We start from the raw sequence: 25093 nt of genomic DNA on the forward strand, positions 1-25093 counted from the left end.
TAAAAGGTCTATCAAAGTAATATTCGATCCACTTTGATTGACCTATGGAAAAGGTTATATAGTTTTTTGAGTTAAAATAAAATAGCGAAATCATGGGCATTAAACAATATTCCATCTTCCTCGCTTCCTCATTCGAGTTACATACTGAGCGGGAGAAGTTTGGAAATTTTATCAACAGCGAAAACAAAAGATTGCAGGCAAAAAATGTCTTTCTACGATTGGAGGTGTGGGAAGATATGGACGATGCCTTCAATACCACCTGCAAGCAGGAGGACTACAACGAATACCTGGCCAAATGCGAAATCTGCGTGGTGCTTTTCTGGACCAAAGTGGGCAAATACACTTTACATGAGTATGAACTGGCAAGGAAACTATCACTTGAAAATAAGCTAAGACTATATGTTTATGAAAAAAATGCAAAGCCCGATCAGGAACCAAAACAGACTGATAAGGAAAGCAAAGAAAGATTTCTGAGCTTACTACAAAAAGACAGTATGGAACAGTTTCAGGGACAGTTTGAAACCTATAGCGAACTAGAAAACAGGTTCAGGAAAACCCTGGATGGACTCTTTGATACAGGGGTTCTTACCTACGGCGAGCGGGCCAAAATGCTTAGCCCAAATGGACCTATACTTCCCAATCCATTTTTAGGTAGGGAAAAAGAGTTAAAAACCTTGGAAGAAAGGTTTGCAAAAATTCCACAGACGCTTCATATCCATGCAGAAGGCGGTATGGGAAAAACGACTTTGGCCTCTAAATATTGGTATGAAAGTGAATACCGTTACTCCCACCATGCATGGCTATTTTGTGAACAGGGTATTATGGATGCCCTAAAATCGCTCGCTCCCAATCTTGGACTGGATCCAGCAGCTTTTAATCAGTTAAAGGAAGAAGAAAAGGTAACTTCATTAAAAACTACAATTTCTAAATTGGAAGGAGACTTTTTATTGGTCTTGGACAATGCCAACGATGCAGAACTTATCAAGGAATTTTTGAAGCAATTCAGGGGATTTAAGTGGAATGTGTTGATAACGAGTAGGTGCAGAGAGGTTATGGATTTCAGCGAAAATGAACTGCTACTCGACCACCTTTCTGCCGACGAAGCCAGAGCACTTTTTCTGGAGTACTATCGGGAAAATAGTGGAGAATTTGACAACCTGCTTGACCGCTTCCTAGAAGGCCTTAATTACCACACCCTACTGATTGAGGTTTTTGCAAAAAACCTGAAAGAGGCCTCTGAACTGGGGATAGACCTAAAAGGCTTTATTGAGGAACTGGAAACCAAGGGTTTGATCTTGGAGGATGACAATAACTTTGAAATCAAAAGTAGCTATTTAGGAAATGTGGATAAGAAAGCTGCCACTACCAACGATATTTTGGAAATACTCTATGATTTCACCAAGCTGACGGAAGAAGAAAGACTCTTTCTGGTGAACATGGCCTTGATACCTTCGGAAACCTACACACTGGAATTTCTATTGGAATTGTTCGAACCTGAAAACAAGAGAGCGTTTAGGGATAACCTGAAGAACCTCTATCGGAAAGGATGGTTAGGCGGCGCTGATGAAGGTGATAAACCCATATACCGCCTGAGTCCTGTCATCCAAAGCCTTGTTCAGACCAAAAACAGGGAAACACTTTGGGAAGATGGTCATCACTTGTTTACGACTTTACGGAAACTGCTGCAATATGAGCCGGAAAAAGACAACACCCATACTAAGTTTAAATGGATTCCTTATGGGAGACACTTAGCAAATAGCTTTGTAACTATACCTCATTCTGATTTCATTCATTTCCTCGATGAACTCAGAAAAGTCCTGATTCTTAAAGGGGGAATAAATAGCCTTCTAGAGTCGAAATCCATAATTGAAAGAGTACTTAATTCAGACTTCTTTGCCTCTGGGGTAGATGCCCCCGTAGCTACTTATTGGTTTTCAAATTTAGCACTAACATTAAGCGAATTAGGAGGGAAGGACAACCTTAAAGGCGCTAAAGATTATTTTGAAAAAAGTTTGCAAATAAATTCTACTTACCTCGGTGAAAGTAACCCACAAATTATAGCTGACAAATACCATTTAGCTATTGTTCTTAAAAAAATTGGAGGGAAAGATAATCTCTTAAATGCAAAATCGCATCTCGAATTGGTGTTGGAGTCAGATATCTTAAATTACGGCGAAATATCGGGTAATACTGCCACAACACGTTCAACTTTAGCGATGGTGCTTTTAGAACTCGGCGGGGAAGACAATGTTCATCAGGCGAAAATTCATTCTCAAATTGCATTGAAAACCGATATTCAACTTTTTGGAGAAAATGCACCCAACACCACTAGAGAGCGTTCAAATTATACAGTTGTGCTCCAAACTATAGGCGGAAATGAGAATCTTCTAGAGGCGAAGAAGAATATTGAAATAGCCCTAGCTTTAGATATCTCAAATTTCGGAGAAAATTCAAAAGAGGCTGCATCTAGCCATCTAAACTTATCCATTTTTCTTAATAATTTAGGTGGCTATGATAATCTAACCAACGCGAAGATCCATTCCGAAAGAGCACTAAGTTTAGCTATTTTAAACTTTGGAGAAGATAGCCCATTGATAATTGACTATAGAATTAATCTTACCAAAATCTACCGCTTGATTGGGGGTGAAAATAATTTTCGGGAAGCCCACAGAATTTTATCAGAATCCTATGATCATGCAATCAAAAAATTTGGAGATCAATCAATACAAATCGCTTCCATTTTATTTGAACTAGGAATACTATATTCATACGTTGGCAAAACAACACAAGGGAAAAATCTTTTAGAAAACTGTTTGGCTATTTATCGAAAACATTTTGACGAGGACTATTTCAAGATTATCGAAATCCAGCAATGGCTGGAATGGGTTGACAAAAGACTTAGAAAAACCTAAGAGGACAGTGTCTAATATTATAAAATACTACCCCACCTTCCTTTACTCTTTCTTCAATTCAGTTCGAAGGGCAAAATTTGAAAATACTTAAAGGTAATCAGGATATTACAGTTTTTTTTAGCGAGATGAAATTTTATGAATTCAATAAAAGCTATATGAACACTTTCAAAACATCCTTGTAGCAATATTCTCGGTAAACATCTTTTTGCTTATAGATAATTTTTCAATTAATTGAGAAATTTAAAAAGCCGACAATTTCGGCTTTCTTAGAATCGTAATTTTAGGATCAATCCCCCGTGTACTGCCCCGTTTGGATTCTTGTATCCAATTCGTTGTAATAGCTGAGTTTCCAGATTATTTTTCCATTCTCGATTTTTAATACTTCACGCACATCATGGGAAAGCTCTTTGCCCGTAGTTTTTTACCTTCCACATAAATCACTCAACAAAAAACTCAATTTCTGCTGTGGTCAGTAACCTCATCAAACTATCCCGCGGTTCCATCGAGTTTCAAGCCTAAAAGCTTGCTTTTCGGTTTACCCACGGCAGGTTCAAAATCTGATTTAACAACTGCTCCAACTATTTATTTTTGAAGGTGTATCTTTTGATACAAACATTTTTAAAGATCTTGATTTACTTTTAATTAGTTGTGTACCAAGCACATATAAAACCCATCTCACTAACCGGACCATTTTTATGAATAGAATCATCTCACAAAATCTAATCCTGCTCTTGTCAATTTTTGCGGTTGGGTACAGCGCAGTGGCGCAAACAGAAACCACTCAAGAAGGAAAATTTAACATTCTGGTTCACATTACCACCGGTCCTGAAAATCCTACCAAGGCAGCTTTGGGTTTCCTAATCGCCAAAACTGCTGTCGAAGAGGGGCATAATGTAACCTTGTTCTTAGCCGGTGATGCAATACAACTACTCCGAAATGATGTATTGGATAACTTGGCTGGTCTTGGTACCGGCAATCTTCGCGCTCACTATGATGCGATAGTCAAGGGAGGTTCAAAATTTTACCTATCAGGCATGTCCAGCAAATCCCGTGGCCTTGCAGAAGCAGATTTAAAAGACAAGTTGGCTGAGTTTGCCATGCCAACCGTCTTGCTCCAATTAGCTATTTAGAGTGATCGGATGTTGGTGTATTGAATCAAGCATTGGCAGAGCTGATTTATTGAGATTCTCCGATTTTTGAAGCCTTGTAAATGAGGCTCAGTATTTTTACTCTATTTGCTAAAAAGGTAATAGCCGCTATGAAATTTTCTAGTTCCAATGATCTTGTTGCTTTCATATAACCAGTAAAGAAAGGGACACTTTTGCAATATTATGAGGTAGGAGGTTTGTTTACAGTCGGTACGGATCGACCGTCATTATTGGATAATTATGTGGATGGTGTAAGTAGGTGTTTTTTTATACAAAGAGAAATTGCTGCTATGATGGAAAAATCGTTCTGCCAATTCTTGTCCTGCTTTTGACATAATAATAAGTGGATTACAAGAAAAACTAAATTCAAAAAAATAATTTATAGGTAGCGATGAGGAAAATATTCAGAATTTTTAAGATTTATAGTTACTCAAACTGCTGCAATCTCTTCAACACCTCTACCTTATAGGATCTGCTGATGGTCAGCGTTTTTCCGCCGATTTCTAAAAATTCATGAGTGTAAGAGTCGATGGCAAGGATGTTCCCGATAAATGAACAATGGAAGCGAATAAATTGACTTTCGTGTAGTTTGTTTTCGAAACTTGAGATGCTTTCCCGAACAACCAGCACTCGATCTTTTAAGTGGATCTTGATGTAATCCGCATAGCTTTCTACATATAAAATGTCCGAAAAGTCAATCTTCTCCATTTTCCGATCCTGACGTACAAATAGGAATTCAGGTTTTTCGGAAGTGGAAGCGCTCCTGTTTTTTCCGATGGGTTCCTTAACCTTGGCAACGGATTTTAGAAAACGGTCAAAAGGAATAGGTTTCAATAAATAATCTGTTGCCTCCAGATCAAAGCCTTCAATCGCATATCTCGATAGGCAGTTGTGAAGATCACATGGATGACGATTCTGAATTCATACTGTTTGCCCGAAGCAATATTGCTTTTGCAGAGTTTTGCCGAGCAAACTCAGAAAAGGGGCTAGACTTTGATTGGGAGTTTTTCCCAAAAGACCTTCATAGTACAATACCTCTTCCTTCGCTAAGAAATGGGTTGATTTCTTTATTCGAATGGTTTCAGATGGAGCATGATGAACTATTCAATAATCCTGAAACGTCCGCAGCTGATTTGCTTGAATTGATGAAGTACCGAGAAATGAAGTTGGAGAAGCATTTTGGTTATCCAGTGCCCCCTTATCCGGAGGATTTGATGAATATGTCTGGCTACATGAGCATGGATATGGGGTTTTCCACGCATGATCGCTCTGAATATATTGCCTGCGGATCTTGTTGGAAAATTCCGGTTTTCCTGTCTGCCGGCAAGATCAAATCCAATTCTAACATTTTCGTTGATCTTTCCATCAAGGTTGCTCCTAAAATCATATTGACCATACTTGGTTGCACTGTTTTCATAATATCCATCCTGACTTTTGGCTCCCAGCATCAAAAAATGATTAAAGTTTTCATTTCCTCCTGAAACTGTCAAGGTATTATAAGTTTGCGAAGACCAAGGTTTCAAAACTTCATTAAACCAATCTGTATCAGGATATCTCCATGGGTCACTCCCTTCTCTGTAATTCATTATTTCCTCATCAGAAAACCTTTGGGGTCGTCCTTGATACATCTCAATTTCATTTAACATTGTTAAATACTGCTCAGAATTTGCCATTTTCGGTATCCGAGTGGGCCTATTAAAGCCTTGATTCATGTTAATCTCAATTTTGGTTTTGCCAGAACTACCTCTTTTTGTAGTTATAAGAATAACACCATTTGCCGCCTGAGCTCCGTAAATTGCAGCAGATGCATCTTTAAGCACGGTAATGGTTTCAATACTGTTTGGATCAATCCTATTTAAGTCCCTACCTGGAATTCCATCAACCACTACCAAGGCACCGTTGTTTCCAAGGGTGTTCGTACCTCTAATCCTAATGATCGAATTATCATTCCCGGGTTCTCCGCTTCGGGTCACGGAGCTCAAACCAGGCAATCTACCTACAAGGCTATTGCTGAAATTTGTCACAGGGGTTTGTCTGATAGCTTCTCCACTTACGGAAGCCACTGACCCCGTAAATGTGACCTTTCTCTGTTCGCCATAACCCACAACCACTACTTCCTCCAAAGAAGACATATCCGTTTTCAAAGTAATATTTATCTGTGACCGATTATCCACAGGAACACGAATCGGCTCATACCCGATGAATGAAAAAATCAAAACCGAACCGTCCGGCACAGTGATCGAATAATTGCCTTCAATATCTGTGATCGTCCCTGTTGCAGTGCCAAAAACAGTAATGGTTGCTCCCGGCAACGAATCTCCATTTTCATCAATTACTTTTCCAGAGACGGTAACTTCCTGCAATTCCATAACCTCAACAGTATTTCGCTTATTTCCAGTTAACAGTTTCACATGAATATTCTCATTTACCTGCACAAATCTCAAATTAGTCTGCATAGAAACCATTGCCAAAACATCATATAATGAGGTGTTATTTTCCTCCACCGATACAGGCTGTTTCAAATCAATAAGATTATCTGTATAAGTGAATTTGAAATCCGTTTTGGATTCCACTTGCTTAAAAAACTGGGCCAGCGATTTTTCCTGTAAATTCATAGAAATTTTCACCTCCTCAATGTTTTTGAGCTGGGCATTGCCTGTGTTGGCCAATATGACGGTACATAGAAAAAGCTGTACCAGAAAGGCAAATATTAGTCGTTTTGACAGCATGATCAGTTGTCTTCGTAAATTATTTTCCATAAGTTTAAGTGGTTTAAGTGTTGAAATACTTGGACTAATGCCTCCCCTCGGATTCCAATTTGATAGAGGCATTCAAACGGGCAGGAACCTGTTCCGCCAAGAACAGTTCCTGCCTTCTTTGCTAGCTAGTATTGATATCAAAGTTTTTCATATTATTTTGGGTTGGTTAGGGTTATTTGTTTTTTATCGATTTTATAATTCATACCGGATGTCATGCAGATCCCCCGCAGCACATTCTCCAACATCTCATCTTTATATGTTCCTGAATAAGTCCATTTTGTATCAAAATCACCTTTCAATTCAATCTTGACTCCATACCATTGTTCGAGTTTCCGCCTGACTTCTGGTAAACTGGAAGTCTTGAATACCAGGTATTTGTCCTTCCATCCAATAACCTCCTTGGCATCAAAACCCGTTTTTCGATAAGCTCCGCCATCTTCCAAAACCAACATTTCATTTGGTTCCAAAGTCATCCGGCTGCCGTTTTGGGTGTCTACACTTACTTTTCCGGTGACCAAAGCCACGTATAATGATCCGTTTTCTTTCTTGTTGACATTGAAAGATGTGCCCAAAACCTTTATTTTGGTTTCCCCGGATTGGACTATAAAGGGCCTGCTTTCCTTTTCGATTTCAAAAAATGCTTCTCCAGTTAAACTAACCAATCTAATATCATTGGAGAATTCCCGGGGAAATTCAATTTCACTGTTTGCATTCAGGTGTATTCTAGACCCGTCCGGAAGATCAATAATGGATTTTTTACCGGCAGGGTTGGATCTTTTCACTAAAACAATCTCCGCTATTGGTTCCGGATCAGTCTTGAAATTAATTGCCTCATATTGAGCCCATAGGCAAAATAAAACCAATAAAGAGGCTGCAATACCCCTTAGAGGAAAAAAGGAATTGACTTTCTTGGTATGGGTAGTTGAAATTTTTGTAGGACTGATAGGGTTCAACTGACGAAAATGATTATCCGCCTTCAGAATCTCCTCAAAGGTCTCCACATACATCCTGTCGGTAAATTCAGTATTATCTGCATATTTCACTGACCGGATTAAATTTGCAGCTTTACTTACCAAAGGTCTCTTTTCAGGATGCTGTTCCATCCATTTTTCCCAAAAATGACTGTTATTTTCATTTGGGTTTTTTATCCACTGAATGAAAAACTCATCCGTAATAAAATGATCTATATCGTAATCTTTGTATTTCATATTGTAGATGGAAAGTAAATCCATTTAAACTTCATTTTCTGATTTGGTTTGAAGCAACGTTTTCATCGTGGCCAATGCCCTATAGATTACCTTTCTGGCGGATTTCACCTCACTAAAATCCATGGCTACGGAAATTTCTTTATAGGTCATCCCCTCTTCATAAAACAATAAAATCGCCTGCCGCTGTCGGCAGGTAAGCTTATTTATTGCGCCTTGTATTCTTTCGATTTTCTCCTGCGAGTTTTCCTGCTGAATGAGTTTCGTTTCCTGGGAAAATTCAATTGAAAAATTATTAGGAATTTTTTCAGGATACTGATGAACCGCCTCTTTGGATTTATTTGATTTTCTGATCAGTTCTCGATAAAGGATCTTAAATAGATATGCCTTGATGCTTTGAACTTCGTTAAGTTGGCCTCTTTTTCTTCTTAGGTCTATAAAAATATTCTGTATACAATCCTGAATATGATTATGGTCCCTACTAACTTGGCAACCGTATTTAAACAATACCGTCACATACATTTTGTAGATATAATTGAAAGCAATTTCATCCCCTTTGTTAAAAGCATTCCAAATATCCAAATCGGGTTTACTATCATAAACTTTGATGGATTCTGAATGCCCTAAAAGATAAATAGTTGAATATTCAGTATTTGGCAATTTCGGGTTGTGGTTCATTTGAATTCTGGGTTTACTCAGTCATCTACAATAAAGTGGAGGTAATAAATTAATATGACCCCATAAAATTCTAAAATATTTTTTTTGCCTCCATATTATGGGATATTGACCTAAAAATTCTCTAAAAAATATGAATTCAGTTAAGTGTACTATTGGAAAAAATCAAGCTTCAAACATTCTAAGCAATTTAATTTATCAGCTTTCGGGGAATCTCTCCTCGTGGACACTATTGCCATTCGTGTCATAATGGGTGAATATAATGACAGGTTTGTCGCCTTCCCTAAAAACATTTATTCCCATAAAACCTCCATTGACCCTAAGGAAACGGTGTTCCGTCCTTAAATCTTCCTGGTCCCAACCCTGTGCATGGGCATCACTTACCGGTCCTGAACCAAATTCCATTAGCCCTGTTTTTCCATCGACCGACACGTATTGCCAATGTCTATCTCCATTCACAACATACATATCCTTTTGAGCTGACAAATAATCCCTCAACCAATCCCCTTCGTTTTGGAATGATTTATTAGCATGGTTATCAATCTTTGCATCTCTGTCAGGGCCCACCACTGGTGTTGGAGAGAATAGTATCTTGAAAGTGGCATCAGAGGCCTTTACAGTTTCTTGAAACCACTCTTTCTGAGCCGATCCCCAAATAGTCTTTTGAGGACTATCCTCCAACTTATTAGCAGAACGGTATTCCCTTCCTTCTACCAGCCACATCTGTAAATCCTTTCCCCAACGGAAAGTACGGTATGGCTTATTCCTGATCGGGGCATTCTCATTCCAAATCTTTAAACCGTCATTAAAGGTAAGTTCTCCATAAGCATCTGAAGTAGGATAGACATCATCTTTCAAAAGGTCATGGTCATCTTTCTCCATGTAGATAGGAGTGTTTTTAAAAAAATCTTTTAGGGATGACCAAGAATCCATCGCATGCCATTTATGTCTGGCTTTCGCTATTGTTTTGGCCAAAGGACCTGGCTTGTCGTAATAGATATAGTCACCGGTATGGACAAAGAAATCGGGGTTGAGCCTACTCATACTATCATACGAATCAAACCCCCGCGTATCATTGTCATAGCTCCAGAAATATTGACAGGTGGAGGTCACAAGCTGTATAGGTTTCCGAGAATTCGAATCAGGAGCCGTTTGGAAAAAGCCTCTGGTTTCAAAGATATTTTCTGAGTTAATTAATTTAGCCTCCCATATAATTTGATATGCAGTTTCGGGTTTTAGCTCATCAAAAGGTATCTCAACGGTAAAATCATTCTCTTCCAAAGCCGGATACCATTCCGACTTTATATTCTTTCCCGCATTTAACAAAGTAGCTCGTACCAACCCTCCTATGCCTTTTACGGCACCATCCATTTGTTCCACTGGCATGTTTTCATCAAACTCTATGGGATGCCTGAAAACCTTTTCTTCTCTTTTATGGATTATTGGATTGGGTTTGGGCTGAGAACAAATTCGTGTCCAAAGTAAAGCCGAATTACTGCTTACTTCTGCCGTTTTGAATCCCGTGGTAAAGTAAACTTCGGGTTCAATTTTGAAAACTCTTTGATTAAGGCCAGTTGCTAAAACAGGAGGCAACAAACTTGATAGAGAAAAGGAGGCCAAGCTTATACTTGCCTTTTTAAAAAAACTCCTCCTGCTTTTTTGCTTCATAGGTTCCTCTATTTTTCGTTGTATATCGTATCGTGTTTTTATGAATGCAATTTCTATTCAAGGCATTTTTCATCCTTACTAAAGAAGGGCAAAAACACCAATTACTGATATTTTATTTAATAAGCTTATCGAAAACAATAGGCTCATCTTCCCAGAACCAAACGCCATCCTTTTGGTACAAAATCCTGTGTTTGCTACCTTCTGCATGAGGAGCACTTTCAGTGGGTAGCCAGTTTGCTAGTTCTGCTTTTACATCACTGTATTCAACAAGGTTGGCTAAGTTAGACCACTCTTCAGCATCTCTGTAATGATCATACAATTCTTCGGAGCCATCCGCATACTTTATGTATCTCCACCTTTCACTTCGGATAGAATTATTTCCGGGGTTATGAGAAGTAATAGCTGGCCTGGCTCTGGGAGCTTCTGCATCTTCTAACTGAGGCATCAAACTTATCCCTTCTACAGCTTCATTCTTGGAGAGACTTGTCAAATCAAGTAAAGTCGGGTAAATGTCCAGAAGTTCTGCAGGTCGTGATGACTGAGTCCCCTGAGATATGCCCGGTCCCGCAAAAATTAATGGAACGTGCGTAGATTCTTCCCAAAGGGTGTTTTTACCTGTAATATCCTTTTCCCCTAAATGATATCCATGATCAGACCAAAACACTACGATAGTATTATCTGTCAAGCCATTTGCGTCCAATGCATCGAGAACCCTTCCAACTTGTGCATCCATGAAACTAATTGTAGCTAGATAGGCTCTCACTTTATTATCCCATTCTTGATTTGCAATAAGCCAAGAGAGCCTAGGCTCTGGAAGATACCAATGTAAATTCCAAGCAAAATCTGGCACATCAGCTCTATCTCCGAAGGGCGCAAGTGGTAAAATAACCTCATCGGTTGGATATAGATCAAACCATTTTTGTGTGGTGTAGAATGGAACATGAGGCTTATTAAATCCAACTGCTAGGAAAAAAGGATTGGCCCTTTCCTCTTTGCCAATTTCATTTAATTGCGCTACGGCCCAAGATGCGACCTTGTAGTCATCCATAATAGAATCATGCTCCACTGGATAGACTCCCCAGTCAATCAATGGATTATTCACCATATCCAATGGAGCCTGAATGATTTTTGTCGATGGCCTAGGGTTATGACCGCCATCAGGACCCCAATTTTGAAATTCAGTTGCTCTCTCTAAAGGGGTGATCCCACCATGAAAAATTTTTCCGGTGGAAAAGGTTTTATATCCATTCTTGGCAAAGTATTGAGGCAACGTGACCACATCCTTCGTCCTTTCGACATCCCTATGCCTAGGAGCCAAACCATATATCCCCGTCGTCGTAGGCCTTAACCCTGTAAGAATACTTACTCGAGAAGGGTTACAAAGTGGCGCTTGAGCATGTGCATTAGTAAATAATGTCCCTCTATTTGCTAAGCGGTCTATATTTGGAGTCTTCACCTGAGGATGACCATTCAATACCCCAATCCAATCATTTAAATCATCGCTTGCGATAAAAACAATATTAGGAGAGTTAGTTGAATTGTTGGTTTGGGAAAAAGCTACATTGGAACAAATCACAACTCCTGCCACTACCAGCTTCAAATAAAATTTCATGCTTTTCATATCTCGAATTAATGGAGTAGGTTTTAAGTAAACTCAAGAGCTTACCTTATTTGTAATCACTTTATAAATTACAAATTTCTCTGTAAAAACATGATCTTAATCCACTAGTTTACCAGTAGCCAAATTACCATATGCTATAATAATTGTGCTCTCTGCGAAACCCTTTGTGGCCTCCGTGCTTGAAAAAGATCAAGTATAAAAAAAGCCAATGAATTCACATCCATTGGCTTTTAGTATTTATTAGGCTTAATTAAATCACCCTATTATGTTAGCATCGTCATCCCACTGGATGACAGTACCACGATCCTCCATCTTGAGGTATTGCGCAAGGTATTTTTCTTCCAATTTGAATCCATGCTTGTCCATCACTTGTTGGGGCACGCCGTCCCATGCATTTGGAGTATTTCCTACATAGCCAATGTATTTCCAACCTGCTTCGGTAGAGAAATAGCCAGAGCAAGTGAGATTACGAAGCATATTAAACCAGCGTACAGCACCTTCGTATTCCGGTGTTGCCTTGTCTGGCCAAGCTACTTCTTCTACAATCGTGATCAATTCCGACTCACTGAGCTCATTGAATGATTTGCTGAATTTTTCATCTGCTTCAAAATCCAACCACATCAATCCACCACGCATAGGTGTTTGATAACCAGGCTGATCTTTCATCATAAACTCCATGAAATCTACCACTCCTACTTCAGTAGCCGCAGGTGATTCATCGTCTTTTGGCATGATGATATCTACCATAGTGCTAAGTTTTTTGCGCTCGTCATCGGTGAAAAACGTCTCCGAAAGCAACTCTTGATCGCGCTGCTTTTCTTCTGCTGTTCTTCCACCGATTGTCCCTCCAGCCAATAAGGCATTTTCAGGTAAAGCCTGCTGCTCGGGAGAACAGCCTGTCAAGAATAAACCTGTACCGAGAGATCCGGTAAAGAGTAATTTGAGATTTTCTCTTCTGTTCATGGTCTAGATATTTTTCTTATTCAATTCGGAAACAATGTAATCGGAAGTTCTCCAAGCCAAAGCCAAAATGGTCCAAGTTGGGTTTTTATCCGCTTGAGACACAAAAGGTCCTGCATCCACTACAAATAGGTTGTCACAATCATGCGCCTGGCAGTTTGAATTCAATACTGAAGTAGCAGGGTCGTCTCCCATTCTAGTCGTTCCTACTTCGTGGATGATTCTTCCTGGAGCTAAAAGGCCATATTTGGTCTCAGGGCCTGGCTTAGATCCTAGCAGAATTCCGCCTGATTCAGTCAAGATTTCTTCAAAAGTATCATGCATATGTTTTGCCTGCTTGACCTCCTGATCCGTCCAGTTGTAATTGAATCTCAAAACTGGAATCCCGTATTTATCTACCGTATTTGGGTCAATCTCACAGTAGTTGTCAATCATCGGCACACTTTCTCCCCGACCTGACATCCCCATAGTAGACCCGTAGAGTCTACGTATGTCCTTTTTAAGGCCTAAACCATACCCACCGTTCTGGCTTGGTTCGCCAAACTCATCCTTGATGTACTGGCGCATGGAATTCATGCTTCCGCCGGAGCCATAGGCAGGTTGGCTCATGCCACCCCAGTATTCGATATGATATCCTCTGGCAAAATCCAGTTTCTTATTGTCTCCCCACCAAGGAGTATACATGTGCAAGCCACCTACACCATCTTCGTTGTATCGCTCTCGATCCATCATGCTTGGCACAATTGCCATACGATCAGTTCCCGTAGAATCATGCAAGTATTTACCTACCATGCCTGAGCTATTCCCTATACCGTCAGGATGTGATTTTGACTTAGAATTCATCATGATTCTGGCAGACTCGCAAGCCGATGCACCTAAAACAACCACTCTTGATTTCAGCTTGTATTCTTTCATGTCGGCTTTGCTCACAAAAGAAACACCTGTAGCTTTACCGCTCTCATCGGTGGTCACTTTACGCACCATGGAATGCGTGTAAAGATCCACTTTACCTTTTTTCATCGCAGGATGAACCAAACAAGTACCCGCAGAGAAATCTGCATAAACCTGACAAGCTCTATTACACTGGTGACAGAAAAAGCAAACTCCTCGTTCCTTGTTAATCGGACGGGTAAGCATAGATAAACGTGAGGGAATCATCGGAATACCAACTTTATCAGCACCTTTCTTCATGTAAAGCTCATGCAATCGTGGCTTAGGAGGAGGGAGAAAATATCCATCTGGCTCATTATAAATTCCTTCCTTGGTACCAAACACCCCGATCAGCTTATCTACCTTATCGTAATAGGGCTTCAAATCGTCGTATCCGATTGGCCAGTTATGACCCAGACCGTCAATACTTGCTCGTTTGAAATCATTAGGTCCAAATCTGAGAGAAATACGTCCCCAGTGGTTGGTTCTTCCTCCGACCATTCTAGAGCGGAACCAGTCGAACTCCGTCCCATTTTTTCTAGTATATGGTTCTCCTTCGATGTCCCAGCCACCAATGGCTGCATCAAAATCACCAAACGGGCGAATACGCGTGCCAGCACCTCTCCTCGGAGATTCCCATGGTGGTCTAAGTTGGGTTCGATCTTCCTCTTTTGCAGGATCAAAATCGCCGCCTGCTTCTACAACAGCTACAGACAGTCCTGCTTCGGAAAGAATTTTGGAGGCCATTCCACCTCCCGCTCCAGAACCAACAATAATGACGTCGTAGGAGTCAATACTTGGTTTTATTTGAAAACTCATGCTTTTTAATTTTATATGGTTTTAATAATTCTTAAGGGAGAAATACTAACGGAATACTAACTGCAATTAGAAACAGACTGTTTTATGTTCCTTAAACTTCCCAGCCTTTTCTGTATTTGCGGCTCAGGTATTTCTCTGCTTCTGGGTGATTGGGAATTTTCATCTTTTTTGCGTCCCACTTAAGGACTTTTTGAGGCTCCCTGATGGCAACAGTACCCAAAATAATAGCCTCTGTCATGGGTCCAGCTTGTGCAAAGTGACTTTCTGTTTTTGTTTTGCCTAGACATGCATCCACAAAGTGATGGTAATGATCTCGCTCCTCCATTTCCGGATATTGCACTTGCTGAAATTTACTTTCAGGCAAGAGAACAGGCAATTTTGTATGTGGAATCAATAAAGCTCCTTCGGTCCCCACCAGCATAGCTGATTCGGCAGGGTAATTTTCCACTGAAAATAAAGCCCTGACTTCCTCAGGAGGATAGAATTCCCCATCAAACCATTCTACTGTAAGTTCTTCCGACTCGGTCATTTCATTGCCTGGAAATACCCAGGTCAGATGATTACTCTGTGGCCAGGTATCAGCTCTTCTTTCAGGAGAATTTTCCCAAGATTCCTGTACTCTGGCATGAACAGAAATCGGAGCCTGGAGCCCCATTCCTTTCCAGACTGCATCAAAAATATGGCATCCAATGTCTCCAGACCATCCTGTACCGAAGTCTTGCCAAGCTCGCCATTTGGAAGGATGATAAATGGTCGGATTATAAGGCCGAAGTGGTGCTGTACCTGTCCATAGATTCCAATCTAATCCGGCAGGTGGATCTTGCCCACCTACTGGACGAGGTCCTGGAAACCTATAGGCTTCCGTTGCACCAGGTCTATTTGAACAGAGGTAAACATTTTTTATTTTCCCAATATGACCCTCTTTGATCCATTGGACAGCTGTACGATCACCTTTTCCAGAAGCATGTTGAGTTCCCAATTGGCTTACGATTCCAGCTTTTATTGCTGCATTGGTCAATTTCCTGATTTCGGACACGTCATGGCACATAGGCTTTTGGCAATAGACATGCTTACCCATTTTGATTGCGCTGATAGCCACTGCGAAATGATTGTGATCTGGAACACTGACATTTATAGAATCAAAATTTTCGGATTCTTCTTTCAGCAAAGTCCTCCAATCCCTGTATTTGCGGGCATTGGGTACCAATTCGGCTGCTTTTTGCAACCTATCATCATCCACATCGCAAATGGCAACTATTTCGACGTCGGGATGTGCAATAAAACGCTGCAGATCATGCCCGCCCATTCCTCCCACTCCGACACAAACATGTCTGAGTTTTTTATCTGAATTACCTGCGAACACAGGAATATGCAACAATAAGGGAGAAGCAATTAAGGTCGCAGTAGTCGCCAGAAACTTTCTCCTAGAAAGGAACCAATCTAACTCCGTTCCATTTTTCCCAGTGTAGGTTTCCCCATCGATATCCCGGTGTCCAATTGCTGCATCAAAATCGCATCCTTCTTCTACTATAGCTTCGGAGAGACCTGCTTCTGAAAGAATTTTGGAGGCCATTCCACCTCCATCTCCAGAACCTTCAATAATAACATCGTAGGCTTTACTGGAATTTTTGTTTTGAAAACTCATAAGATAGAATTTACTTTTTGAGATGATTCAATTTTAAAAAAGAGAAGTCGATTCCTAGCGTTCTTCTAATGCACTTCCCCCGATCATAAATTAACAAAATTATTCCTTCACAAACCGACTAGTATTGCTGTTCACACTCAATCCATAAGCCCTTAGCTCATGATTGAACAGGTCAAGTTTTCCGATCAACACAGTTTTTTGACCATGCTACACCACTAAATACCGCGTAAACAAGAAATAACTTTTTGGTTTACCTTTCTCTACATCAATATTTTTTTTCAGTAAGTATTATCTTTTTCGCAAAAAACTAGATTAAGGGTTTGAGTTATCCATTTTTGAAAGTCTTTTATTTAAAAGGCAGTCCACTTGTTTGTCTTTTTTACAATTTTTGCATACAAACAGATCTGGAATACCTAAGCGACATGTCAATTGAACTAAAATCAAAGCTTGAAAGTGAAATTCTATTGAAAGTCTCACGAATGAAACCAGTCATCAAACCGACTGTTCCTCATAGACATGCAGGCTATCATGAATTGATCTTTCTATCTAGAGGTGCCGGGTCGCATACGATTGGCGATGAAAAATATGATGTAGTGCCGAATACAGGCTACTACCTCGGTCTTAGCGAAGTGCATTGCTGGGACTTTAGCATGATTCCCGACGGCTATGTAATTCTTTTCAAAGAAGAGATGCTTTCTCAATATCCAAATTCTTTCAACAGCCTTTTCCAATTGACCAAAACCTTTGAAATCGGAGATTCTGACTCGCAGATATTTCAGATTTTGGAAACTTTTCATCGAGAATATAAAATAGGAACTTCGCCGGAAGTGCTGGCAGCTCACCTTAATCTTTTGATCCTAACGACGCTAACGCTTTCCGCATCAGCTCGTAAAATCGATTCCACATTAATAGATCAATTAGCTCTATTTAAAAGGTTAGTAAATGAGCATTTTGCTGACATCAAAAATGTCCAAGGCTATGCTGATATCATGAAAACATCGGTACGAAAGCTGAACAGCATTTGTAAAGGCACTCTCCATACTAATGCCCGGGAAGTCATCAAAGAACGACTTTTAATTGAGGCTAAAAACTTACTTACACACACCAATAGTCAGGTTACAGAAATTGCCTATGCGCTAAATTTCACCGATTCATCAAATTTCGTGAAGTTCTTCAAACAGCAGACTAACCTTACACCTTTAGAGTATAGATCCAAAATAAAAGTCTAATTATACCATTATCCGTATTTATCTACCGTGAAATATTATAGCAGCGATTGTTCTTTGTGTTAAATAATAAACCAAAGATGACTAGAACATTATTACTGCTTTTGTTTACATTTTTTAGCGGAGCTTCTTTTTCCCAAACTGGAATCAAAGGAAAGTTAATTGATCAGTCCGAAAATAATCCTTTGGAATATGCGAGTGTATCCGTTTACCAGCTCAAGGATAGTACGTTAGTTGCTGGCATGGTAACAAGTCAAGATGGGACATTCGTTATAGAAAACTTAAAATCAGGAGATTACTATCTTTTAGCTCAATTTTTAGGATACGAGACCAGAGTGATTCCTGAGATTACTATTTCGAGAAATCAGATGCAGGATCTGGGTACAATTTTTTTAAGCCCTGATCAGCAGTTGCTTAATGAAGTAGAAGTTTCCGGAAGGAAATTCACGACGATGAATCAAGTGGATCGTCAAGTATACAATTCTGAGAATTTCCTGACTAGCCAAGGCGGCACAGCTACAGATGTGTTAAGGAATCTTCCATCTGTAAGCATAAATGCTCAAGGCGAAATATCTGTAAGAGGAACGACCGGCTTTGTAGTCATGGTGAATGGCAAACCCACACAGTCAAGTCCTGAAGCGCTGCTAGCTCAACTTCCGGCAAATGCGGTGGAAAAAATAGAATTGGTCACTTCTCCATCTGCTAAATATGATCCAGAAGGAAAGGCAGGAATCATCAATATCATCACAAAAACAGGCGTTACTGACGGCACTTTTGTGCAAGTCAATGCTAAATTGGGAATGCCGAGCATTGAGCCTTATGACAATAAAGATAAGCCTCAACGTTACGGAGCGGACTTCACCATCAACCATAAAAAAGGAAAGTGGGATCTATCTGTAGGCGGGAGCTACCTAAGAAATGACATCAATGGACGAAGAGAAGGAAATGTCTATACCATTAGCGGAGATACCACCACTTATTTTCCTTCGGATGGGGAAAGAAGCACTGATGAAAAAACCTACTCAGGCAGATTCACGCTTGGCTTTACGCCCGATGAATCCAATGACTTCAGCCTCGGATTCTATGCTGGCAAAAAGACTGCTGACAGAACTGCCAATATCCTTTATTCTGACAATCATGCTGAAGTGAATGGAGAGCGACTTTACAGCATGCAGTATTACAATGAGAATCTTAGAATTCGACGTGGCGATTTTGTATTGGGGAGTCTGGATTACAAACATACTTTCCAAAATAAATCCCAACTCTCAGGCTCTTTTCTATATGAATACACCATGCTCGGTGGGCCTACGACAAACCGTAACTTGGGCTATCCCGATACTAGTATCATCTATCAGGATGAGTATAACACCAACGACAACCCACTTCATGGCACAAGACTACAAGTAGATTACAAAGCTGCTCCAAAACCATTTGGCACCTTGGAGTTCGGCTATCAATACAGGTTTCTCAATCACACGGGCGATTTCGTCTATGAGCGAAAAAACAATGAAACAGGTGAATTTGAGTTGATTCCAGAGTTTTCCAGTGCAGTTGATCTGAATAGAATATTGCATTCTGCTTACGGTCAACTATCAGGCACAAAAGACAAATGGAGCTATTCCGCTGGCGCAAGAATAGAGATCATGGATAGAACGCTTGACTTGACTGATAAAGCTGGTACTGTGGATACGACGTACTTTTATGATTTTGTGAAGTTGTACCCTTCGGCAAGTTTGCAATATGCTATAAGCGAGGATTTGAAGCTCAAGACTTCTTACTCCAAAAGAGTAGAACGAACGACTACTTTCAAAATGAATCCATTTCCAGAGAGAGAGCATTCCGAAACACTGGAGCAAGGTGATCCTACGCTTTTACCTGAATTTGTTGATTTGGTGGAAGTTGGACTTGTCAAAAACTTTGGCGACAATTCATTTACTGCTACCACTTATTTCAGGAATGTTCAAAATCTGGTAAACAGAGTCAATACCATCTTCAATGACACCATCTTGAACAGGATTTATTCAAATGTAGGCACAGGCAAATCGATTGGTTTGGAAGCAGGATTAGAATTAAATCCTACCAATTGGTGGCAGGTATTCGCTGGCGCAAATGTGTATAATTATTCCATCAAGGGAGAATTTGACAAGCAACCGATCAAAACCTCAAGCTGGATTTACTCGATTAATGCAAATACAAGCTTTGACTTCGGGAAGAATTGGGAAGCTCAGTTTGCAGTAAATTACCTTTCCCCTACTAATACTGCCCAAGGTGAAGATTCACGTTTTCTTTCACCCAATTTGAATATCAAAAAGACCTTCCTAGACGGAAGATTGAGCACCACACTTCAGTGGCTTAACATTGATATGGGATTGCTTCCGACGAACGAGCAACGAATCACAACCTGGCGCGATGGAGAGTTCTACACTACTACAAATTATGTGTATGAGGTAGATGTAATTCAGCTCAATATCAGTTACACATTCAATCAGCTGAAAAATAAATCAAGGTTCATCGAGAGTGAATTCGGCGAGAAGGAGTTTTAAGCTAGGTGATTAAGCGCGATAAAGTAGCGATTTAAAGTCGAGCGTCGTATTCATAGAAAGCCAAACTAAATTGTCTTATGAAAAATCTATATTCTCTATTTTTGGTTATATTCTTAATCTTTTCATGCTCTGAAGATTCTGAATTCAAAAATCCAAATGCAGTGCATATTCGTGTTGAGAATAGCTCTGGTACGGATTTTAAAGACATTTTAATTATCTCTGGTTCTGGAGCAGTTGAATTTGGTGACTTAAAAGCAGGGAAAAAATCAAACTTCAAAGAATTTGAATCTGCCTTTCGTTATGGATTTGTGAGCTTAATGGCCGATGGAAAGGAAGTAAGATTTCAACCTTACGACTATGTAGGCGAAACTTCGCTTTCTAAAGGCTATTACACGTACAAACTCAACTTGGACATCTCTGATCCTGACAACTCCTATTTGACATTGGAGCTGTTGATAGAAAATTAGGACTAGCTTCTTTGATATGAAGGAGATGTCCTTTTATGGTTTTCCTAGATTTATAAAATATTCCTTTCTGTTAATCTCTTGTACAAAAAAGCTATCCAACTCATTTTCAAGACGCTTCGAATCACATCTAATGAACCACAGAAATAATCCTTATTTTTTTTTCGATTTCATTTCGGAAAAAGTGTTTGCCGGAAATAAATTTTGCTACATTTGCAACCGATTCAAGAGCAAGTCATGGGTCAAAAATTGAAAAACAGTTACTCGGGTTTTGGTGTAGCTGGGATCTCGTCCCGATTTAGATCTGGAAGGTCAAAGGTTCGAACCCTGAATGAAAATTGAAAAACAGTAGCACCTCGGGGTGTAGCGTAGCCCGGTATCGCGCCTCGTTTGGGACGAGGAGGTCGTAGGTTCGAATCCTGCCACCCCGACTTAATCAGCCAACAAATTAATTTTTGTTGGTTTTTTTTGATCCTAGTGTTTTCCAATATATCTATAAACGGAGGTCGTAGGTTATCTTAATAGTCGGGACTACCTCCCAAACACATTAAGCCAGCAAATTGACCTATGCTGACTTTTTTTATATATAATTTTTTCCAATTCGACCTTATATAGAGAGATCATGGATTTATCCCATAGTCACCGATACTGACACCATATGCTATTTTTTAACTCTCTGTTCTGTGAATCAGTTACACCTGATGATTGCGTAGAAATATCTTATTAAAGTCTAGTTTTTCTCAACAATCTTACTTACTTAACTTATTGCCAGTCCACTCTCCAGAAAAATCTTCAACTTCATTTACCCAAGATCCCTTTACTATATTTCCAGACATTTCTCCAATAAAAACAGAGCCGCCCGATGTTGTCCCACTACTTACATACAAATCCCCGTTGCTATACACACTGCCTTCAACTTTTGAAATGCCCTCATTTACATAAGATTTTGTGATTCCGGTAATGTTTCCTTCTTTATCAACCTGCAATTCCCAATCACCGTTGTCTTTAGTTCCAGTATAAGTCCCGCTCCAACTACCTTCATAAATAGAAATGATTTTTGCATTCTCGTCACCGATTGAGCATGAAAGAGTCATAAGCCCAATGATACCGAACAATAAAATTTTTACTTTTTTCATAACTTTCATTTATAGCTCTAGTTTGGAGCAATTTAACAAATAATTGAGAACTATATTCCTTAGGCTTGTTTAAATTTCCATCTAATTGATGTTACAATTTTAATCAATAATTAATTCATATCAAATGAAAAGCAAAAAAGATATTTCAAAATACATTTTTATCTACAGAAAAAATTTATAAACTATTCGATTGGTTTATATTATGTCGAAAAAGTAAAAATTGAAATCAATAAAACCAACTATTGATTGCCCCACAGGGGCTGATTACTTACGCAACGAATTGCCTTTTGTGACAGGTCTTGGATCAAATCAATTTTAAGGATCAAAATATGTAGATGCTAACAAATCAAAAAAAAGCTCAGTATAGGAAATCATACTCAAGGGAATCAACTCAATGAAGACGAATCGGTGGATAGGGAAAAGTTGATTTGCAGTTTTAAGAATGTGCGGCTTATTGGATCCAAGGCTAAATAGGAATGAAATTACATCGTTGAACTAATAGGCGGCTTACTATCAACTTAAATTTAATCGATACTACACAGCATAGCCTGTGAAGATTACGTCACAGGTTACGCTTCAATCGATCCTTAAGCCTGTCCATACTTTTAATCAGGGTCAGACCTTTACTATAACCTTATCATCATCAAAGCTACCAGAGTGTAATTTGCCACCACTCCTTAAGATCAAATAACCGCCTGCAACACCAAGTGCTATTCTCAAGGCAACATTCCTTTTTGTAACAGCAAGCGACAAGACGTAAGTACCAGCTATTAGGGAAGTAAGTCCTTCTGAAAAATGTGTGATTTTCTTTAAACCATACACAACATTGTGCTTTTCATATTTCATAGTACTGCATATTTAATTTTAGAACTTAGTTTATATATTTATTTCATCAACGTAAAGAATATCAAAGACTTATAATTTCTCAACAAGCAATTTCTTTGTTACCTAGTTGCTGGTTAGGTGAGGATTTAGAACTTGGACGGATCTTTGTTTTCACTCCTTTTGCTTCGAAAAGGCTGCGCAGCGTGCGCTCATAGAACTGAGTGCTTGTATTTCTCAGATTCTCACCCTCCTTGTCGATTTCTACGCATTCGATATTTTTAAGAAACTGAGAAGAAACCAATGTCGCAATCCACTCAAAATCTGTCGTCTGTATTCTTCCAAGACTCACTTTTTTACCCAAATGCTTTGCCCATGTAGCAGCAAATACCACATCTTCGGAAAAGATATTTTCAGAAGATTCATGTTTTGCTCTATTTGCTGGATTTCTCCATAATTCAAGTAAGTTGAAATGCTCTCCATGCTTTAGGATGAAATGCTCTACTATTTCTGGCAACATATATGTTCTGGAAAGTGAACGGTTGGGAGTCTTAGAGAAATTATCAAAGCAGAGCTCGAGTTCAAAACTTTCAGCCAAAGTAGGCAGAAGCCAATCATACCATTTGATTCCTTTTTTAGTATTAAACTCTGCGCAATCTATCCCTAATCGTAACCTGCTAATGCCTTGAGATTTTAGCCTGCCGATTTCACTATTTACCTCCTTTCTATTTCTAACAGAGAACCAAATGATGCCTTCTGTAATGAATTCTGAGGATGAAGGCGCTGCTGTTGGATATGCATTTATTTCCATCGGACAAAAATTTTGGGTTTTAGAATATACAAAGCTTACCGAACAATGTGAGCTTACTTATTATTCTTTTTCAAATAATCAACCAAACTAAAAAGCCTCTCTATAACCCCTTTAAAGGCAGTTCATCGTTTTAGCGAAAAAAAATCAGAGACTAATTTTACTCAATTTGTGGAGAACAGGCTTATTCACTTTGTATCTTTTTATCCCCTACTCTTCGATATCAAACCTGTTAGCAAAAAACCAACAATAAAAATTGTGAGAGTCCCCATCACTATAGTCAAATTCGTGTGCAGTGTGTTCTGGAAACCCTCCAGACTCGTTCCGTTCAAAAGAATGGGAGAAAGACTCATCCATCCAATCACTACTACCCCACATAAAACACCAATTGCTGCGGCTTTGTTCGTGGCTTTTTTCACCACAAATCCCAGCAAGAACAAGCCAAGAATCCCGCCGCTGAATATCGATGAAAGTGCCCACCAAGCTTCCAAAGCACTCGTGACTCCGTTGAACGCCAACGCAACAACAATGCTAAGGCAGCCCATCACAAATGAACTGATCCACAAAACACGCATGGATTGCTTCTCTGTGGTATTTTTGTTTATGTATTTTCTATAATGATCTGACAAAAAAACAGTCGCAGAACTATTGATACTGGTCGATATTGTACTCATTCCCGCAGCAAAAATGGAGGCGATCAAAATCCCAGTAACTCCGGTAGGAAGACCGGAAACAATGAAGTAAGGAAAGACCTTATCTGCATTCTCCGCCAGCTGCAGCTCAGCAGGCAACAAATCCGGAAAGGCCTGATAATAAGAAAAAAGAGCAGTACCAATAAAGAAAAACAGCAAGGAAACCGGCACATACAATAAGCTTCCCAACCAAGTGGATTTCACAGCTTCCTTTTCGGTTTTGGCTGTAATGTAGCGCTGAATATAACTTTGGTCTATTCCGAAATTCTGCAGGTTGATAAATAGTCCGTAGATCAAAATCATCCAGAAAGTCGACTCCACGAAATTGAATTTGAAACTTCCCAGACTGAATTTATCCGATTCGGCAGCAATGGTAATCACTTCTCCCGGCCCACTGGGCATGGAAAACAAAATCACACAAAGGCAAAGAACCGCTCCACCAATCAAGATGATTCCCTGGATGGCATCCGTCCAGATCACCGCTTCTATTCCTCCCAGCATTGCATATACCATCACACTGATGCCAGTGCAAATGATAATTATCGGTATGCTCCAGCCAAAGAGTGCATTCATCGGCAAGGCCAACAAGTACATGATAGCTCCCATTCTTGCCAATTGAGTCAATAGATAACATATGGATGCATAAATCCTGGCCCACGATCCGAACCGAGTTTCGAGATAGTAATAGGCTGATTCGCTTTTAAGATTTCTGTACAGCGGAACAAAATATTTCACCGCAATCCAAGCTGCAAAAGGAATAGAAAGGCTAAACACAAAACCGTTCCAATTGGACAAATAGGCATTTCCCGGAAGCGCCAGAAAACTGATACTACTTACAAACGTGGCGAAAATAGACATGCCAATTGCCCAGCTTGGAAGTCGGCCACCACCCGTGGTGTATTCCAGGGCAGTTCTTTTCCGGAAGGAAAAAGAAATACCGAACAACACTATTGCGGCCATGTAAACTAAAAAAACGATTAAATCTATGATGGGTAAATCCATTTGAGCCTAGATATTTTGGGTGTAGGGAAAATCAGTTTCTCCTATAATATTAACTAAA

General features: G+C 39.6%; 18 protein-coding genes and 1 tRNA gene. 6 read left to right on the top strand and 13 right to left on the bottom strand.

Annotated features, from left to right (window positions below; translation table 11 throughout):
- Positions 1 to 92: 92 nt before the first annotated feature.
- Together BVH04_RS07720 and BVH04_RS07725 are read left to right on the top strand one after the other, a co-directional pair.
- On the top strand, positions 93 to 2912 hold the full coding sequence (locus tag BVH04_RS07720) for a tetratricopeptide repeat protein (RefSeq protein ID WP_086540899.1): 2820 nt from the start codon (positions 93 to 95) through the stop codon (positions 2910 to 2912).
- A 695-nt stretch (positions 2913 to 3607) separates the two neighbouring features.
- Positions 3608 to 4042: a DsrE family protein gene (locus BVH04_RS07725; RefSeq protein WP_086540900.1), complete on the top strand. Its 435-nt coding sequence runs from the start codon at positions 3608 to 3610 to the stop codon at positions 4040 to 4042.
- A 444-nt stretch (positions 4043 to 4486) separates the two neighbouring features.
- Here BVH04_RS07725 and BVH04_RS07730 read toward each other — a convergent pair whose 3' ends face one another.
- The 9 genes from BVH04_RS07730 to BVH04_RS07775 all read right to left on the bottom strand — a co-directional run bounded on the left by BVH04_RS07730 (position 4487) and on the right by BVH04_RS07775 (position 16342).
- The gene (locus BVH04_RS07730; protein WP_086540901.1) at positions 4487 to 4894 is read right to left on the bottom strand and encodes a LytR/AlgR family response regulator transcription factor; all 408 of its coding nucleotides are present in this window, start codon (positions 4892 to 4894) and stop codon (positions 4487 to 4489) included.
- A 266-nt stretch (positions 4895 to 5160) separates the two neighbouring features.
- On the bottom strand, positions 5161 to 6819 hold the full coding sequence (locus tag BVH04_RS26065; RefSeq protein ID WP_240510872.1) for a SusC/RagA family TonB-linked outer membrane protein: 1659 nt from the start codon (positions 6817 to 6819) through the stop codon (positions 5161 to 5163).
- 152 nt (positions 6820 to 6971) lie between these two features.
- Positions 6972 to 8051 carry a FecR family protein gene (locus tag BVH04_RS07745; protein ID WP_240510873.1) on the bottom strand — a complete coding sequence of 360 codons (1080 nt, stop codon included), beginning with the start codon at positions 8049 to 8051 and terminating at the stop codon, positions 6972 to 6974.
- A complete protein-coding gene (locus tag BVH04_RS07750) occupies positions 8052 to 8702 on the bottom strand; it encodes an RNA polymerase sigma factor (protein ID WP_086540902.1) in 651 nt (216 codons plus the stop codon). It abuts the gene before it with no gap.
- A 195-nt stretch (positions 8703 to 8897) separates the two neighbouring features.
- The gene (locus BVH04_RS07755; protein WP_086540903.1) at positions 8898 to 10367 is read right to left on the bottom strand and encodes an alkaline phosphatase D family protein; all 1470 of its coding nucleotides are present in this window, start codon (positions 10365 to 10367) and stop codon (positions 8898 to 8900) included.
- A 112-nt stretch (positions 10368 to 10479) separates the two neighbouring features.
- Positions 10480 to 11979: a sulfatase gene (locus BVH04_RS07760; RefSeq protein ID WP_086540929.1), complete on the bottom strand. Its 1500-nt coding sequence runs from the start codon at positions 11977 to 11979 to the stop codon at positions 10480 to 10482.
- Positions 11980 to 12243: 264 nt separating this feature from the next.
- Positions 12244 to 12951 (bottom strand): gluconate 2-dehydrogenase subunit 3 family protein, encoded by a 708-nt coding sequence (locus tag BVH04_RS07765; protein WP_086540904.1) that lies wholly within the window; start codon positions 12949 to 12951, stop codon positions 12244 to 12246.
- A gap of 3 nt (positions 12952 to 12954) precedes the next feature.
- The gene (locus BVH04_RS07770; protein WP_086540905.1) at positions 12955 to 14697 is read right to left on the bottom strand and encodes a GMC family oxidoreductase; all 1743 of its coding nucleotides are present in this window, start codon (positions 14695 to 14697) and stop codon (positions 12955 to 12957) included.
- Positions 14698 to 14788: 91 nt separating this feature from the next.
- The gene (locus tag BVH04_RS07775) at positions 14789 to 16342 is read right to left on the bottom strand and encodes a Gfo/Idh/MocA family protein (protein ID WP_240510874.1); all 1554 of its coding nucleotides are present in this window, start codon (positions 16340 to 16342) and stop codon (positions 14789 to 14791) included.
- 422 nt (positions 16343 to 16764) lie between these two features.
- On the opposite strand from BVH04_RS07775, the gene BVH04_RS07780 reads away from it, so the two are divergent.
- The 4 genes from BVH04_RS07780 to BVH04_RS07795 all read left to right on the top strand — a co-directional run bounded on the left by BVH04_RS07780 (position 16765) and on the right by BVH04_RS07795 (position 21006).
- The gene (locus BVH04_RS07780) at positions 16765 to 17571 is read left to right on the top strand and encodes an AraC family transcriptional regulator (protein ID WP_086540906.1); all 807 of its coding nucleotides are present in this window, start codon (positions 16765 to 16767) and stop codon (positions 17569 to 17571) included.
- A 77-nt stretch (positions 17572 to 17648) separates the two neighbouring features.
- Entirely contained in the window at positions 17649 to 20111 is a 2463-nt protein-coding gene (locus BVH04_RS07785; RefSeq protein ID WP_086540907.1) for a TonB-dependent receptor domain-containing protein, read from the top strand.
- A 77-nt stretch (positions 20112 to 20188) separates the two neighbouring features.
- A complete protein-coding gene (locus tag BVH04_RS07790) occupies positions 20189 to 20578 on the top strand; it encodes a hypothetical protein (RefSeq protein WP_086540908.1) in 390 nt (129 codons plus the stop codon).
- 354 nt (positions 20579 to 20932) lie between these two features.
- A tRNA-Pro gene (locus BVH04_RS07795) sits at positions 20933 to 21006 on the top strand.
- Between the two features lie 318 nt (positions 21007 to 21324).
- Here BVH04_RS07795 and BVH04_RS07800 read toward each other — a convergent pair.
- The 4 genes from BVH04_RS07800 to BVH04_RS07815 all read right to left on the bottom strand — a co-directional run bounded on the left by BVH04_RS07800 (position 21325) and on the right by BVH04_RS07815 (position 25035).
- Positions 21325 to 21711, bottom strand: coding sequence for a hypothetical protein (locus BVH04_RS07800; RefSeq protein WP_140160543.1), 387 nt, complete (start codon positions 21709 to 21711; stop codon positions 21325 to 21327).
- Positions 21712 to 22326: 615 nt separating this feature from the next.
- A complete protein-coding gene (locus BVH04_RS07805; protein ID WP_086540910.1) occupies positions 22327 to 22557 on the bottom strand; it encodes a hypothetical protein in 231 nt (76 codons plus the stop codon).
- Between the two features lie 79 nt (positions 22558 to 22636).
- Positions 22637 to 23344 carry a hypothetical protein gene (locus BVH04_RS07810; protein WP_086540911.1) on the bottom strand — a complete coding sequence of 236 codons (708 nt, stop codon included), beginning with the start codon at positions 23342 to 23344 and terminating at the stop codon, positions 22637 to 22639.
- 200 nt (positions 23345 to 23544) lie between these two features.
- Complete coding sequence (locus BVH04_RS07815; protein WP_086540912.1) at positions 23545 to 25035, bottom strand: sodium:solute symporter; 1491 nt, start codon at positions 25033 to 25035, stop codon at positions 23545 to 23547.
- Positions 25036 to 25093: the final 58 nt, after the last annotated feature.

This window comes from Algoriphagus antarcticus, from assembly GCF_002150685.1.
GTDB classification, from domain to species: domain Bacteria; phylum Bacteroidota; class Bacteroidia; order Cytophagales; family Cyclobacteriaceae; genus Algoriphagus; species Algoriphagus antarcticus.

Bases quoted from the DNA above. Each gene is read 5' to 3' on its own strand.
- BVH04_RS07720 (WP_086540899.1), top strand. From the start codon at position 93: ATGGGCATTAAACAATATTCCATCTTCCTCGCTTCCTCATTCGAGTTA.
- BVH04_RS07725 (WP_086540900.1), top strand. From the start codon at position 3,608: ATGAATAGAATCATCTCACAAAATCTAATCCTGCTCTTGTCAATTTTT.
- BVH04_RS26065 (WP_240510872.1), bottom strand. From the start codon at position 6,819: ATGGAAAATAATTTACGAAGACAACTGATCATGCTGTCAAAACGACTA.
- BVH04_RS07745 (WP_240510873.1), bottom strand. From the start codon at position 8,051: ATGGATTTACTTTCCATCTACAATATGAAATACAAAGATTACGATATA.
- BVH04_RS07750 (WP_086540902.1), bottom strand. From the start codon at position 8,702: ATGAACCACAACCCGAAATTGCCAAATACTGAATATTCAACTATTTAT.
- BVH04_RS07755 (WP_086540903.1), bottom strand. From the start codon at position 10,367: ATGAAGCAAAAAAGCAGGAGGAGTTTTTTTAAAAAGGCAAGTATAAGC.
- BVH04_RS07760 (WP_086540929.1), bottom strand. From the start codon at position 11,979: ATGAAATTTTATTTGAAGCTGGTAGTGGCAGGAGTTGTGATTTGTTCC.
- BVH04_RS07765 (WP_086540904.1), bottom strand. From the start codon at position 12,951: ATGAACAGAAGAGAAAATCTCAAATTACTCTTTACCGGATCTCTCGGT.
- BVH04_RS07770 (WP_086540905.1), bottom strand. From the start codon at position 14,697: ATGAGTTTTCAAATAAAACCAAGTATTGACTCCTACGACGTCATTATT.
- BVH04_RS07775 (WP_240510874.1), bottom strand. From the start codon at position 16,342: ATGAGTTTTCAAAACAAAAATTCCAGTAAAGCCTACGATGTTATTATT.
- BVH04_RS07780 (WP_086540906.1), top strand. From the start codon at position 16,765: ATGTCAATTGAACTAAAATCAAAGCTTGAAAGTGAAATTCTATTGAAA.
- BVH04_RS07785 (WP_086540907.1), top strand. From the start codon at position 17,649: ATGACTAGAACATTATTACTGCTTTTGTTTACATTTTTTAGCGGAGCT.
- BVH04_RS07790 (WP_086540908.1), top strand. From the start codon at position 20,189: ATGAAAAATCTATATTCTCTATTTTTGGTTATATTCTTAATCTTTTCA.
- BVH04_RS07800 (WP_140160543.1), bottom strand. From the start codon at position 21,711: ATGAAAAAAGTAAAAATTTTATTGTTCGGTATCATTGGGCTTATGACT.
- BVH04_RS07805 (WP_086540910.1), bottom strand. From the start codon at position 22,557: ATGAAATATGAAAAGCACAATGTTGTGTATGGTTTAAAGAAAATCACA.
- BVH04_RS07810 (WP_086540911.1), bottom strand. From the start codon at position 23,344: ATGGAAATAAATGCATATCCAACAGCAGCGCCTTCATCCTCAGAATTC.
- BVH04_RS07815 (WP_086540912.1), bottom strand. From the start codon at position 25,035: ATGGATTTACCCATCATAGATTTAATCGTTTTTTTAGTTTACATGGCC.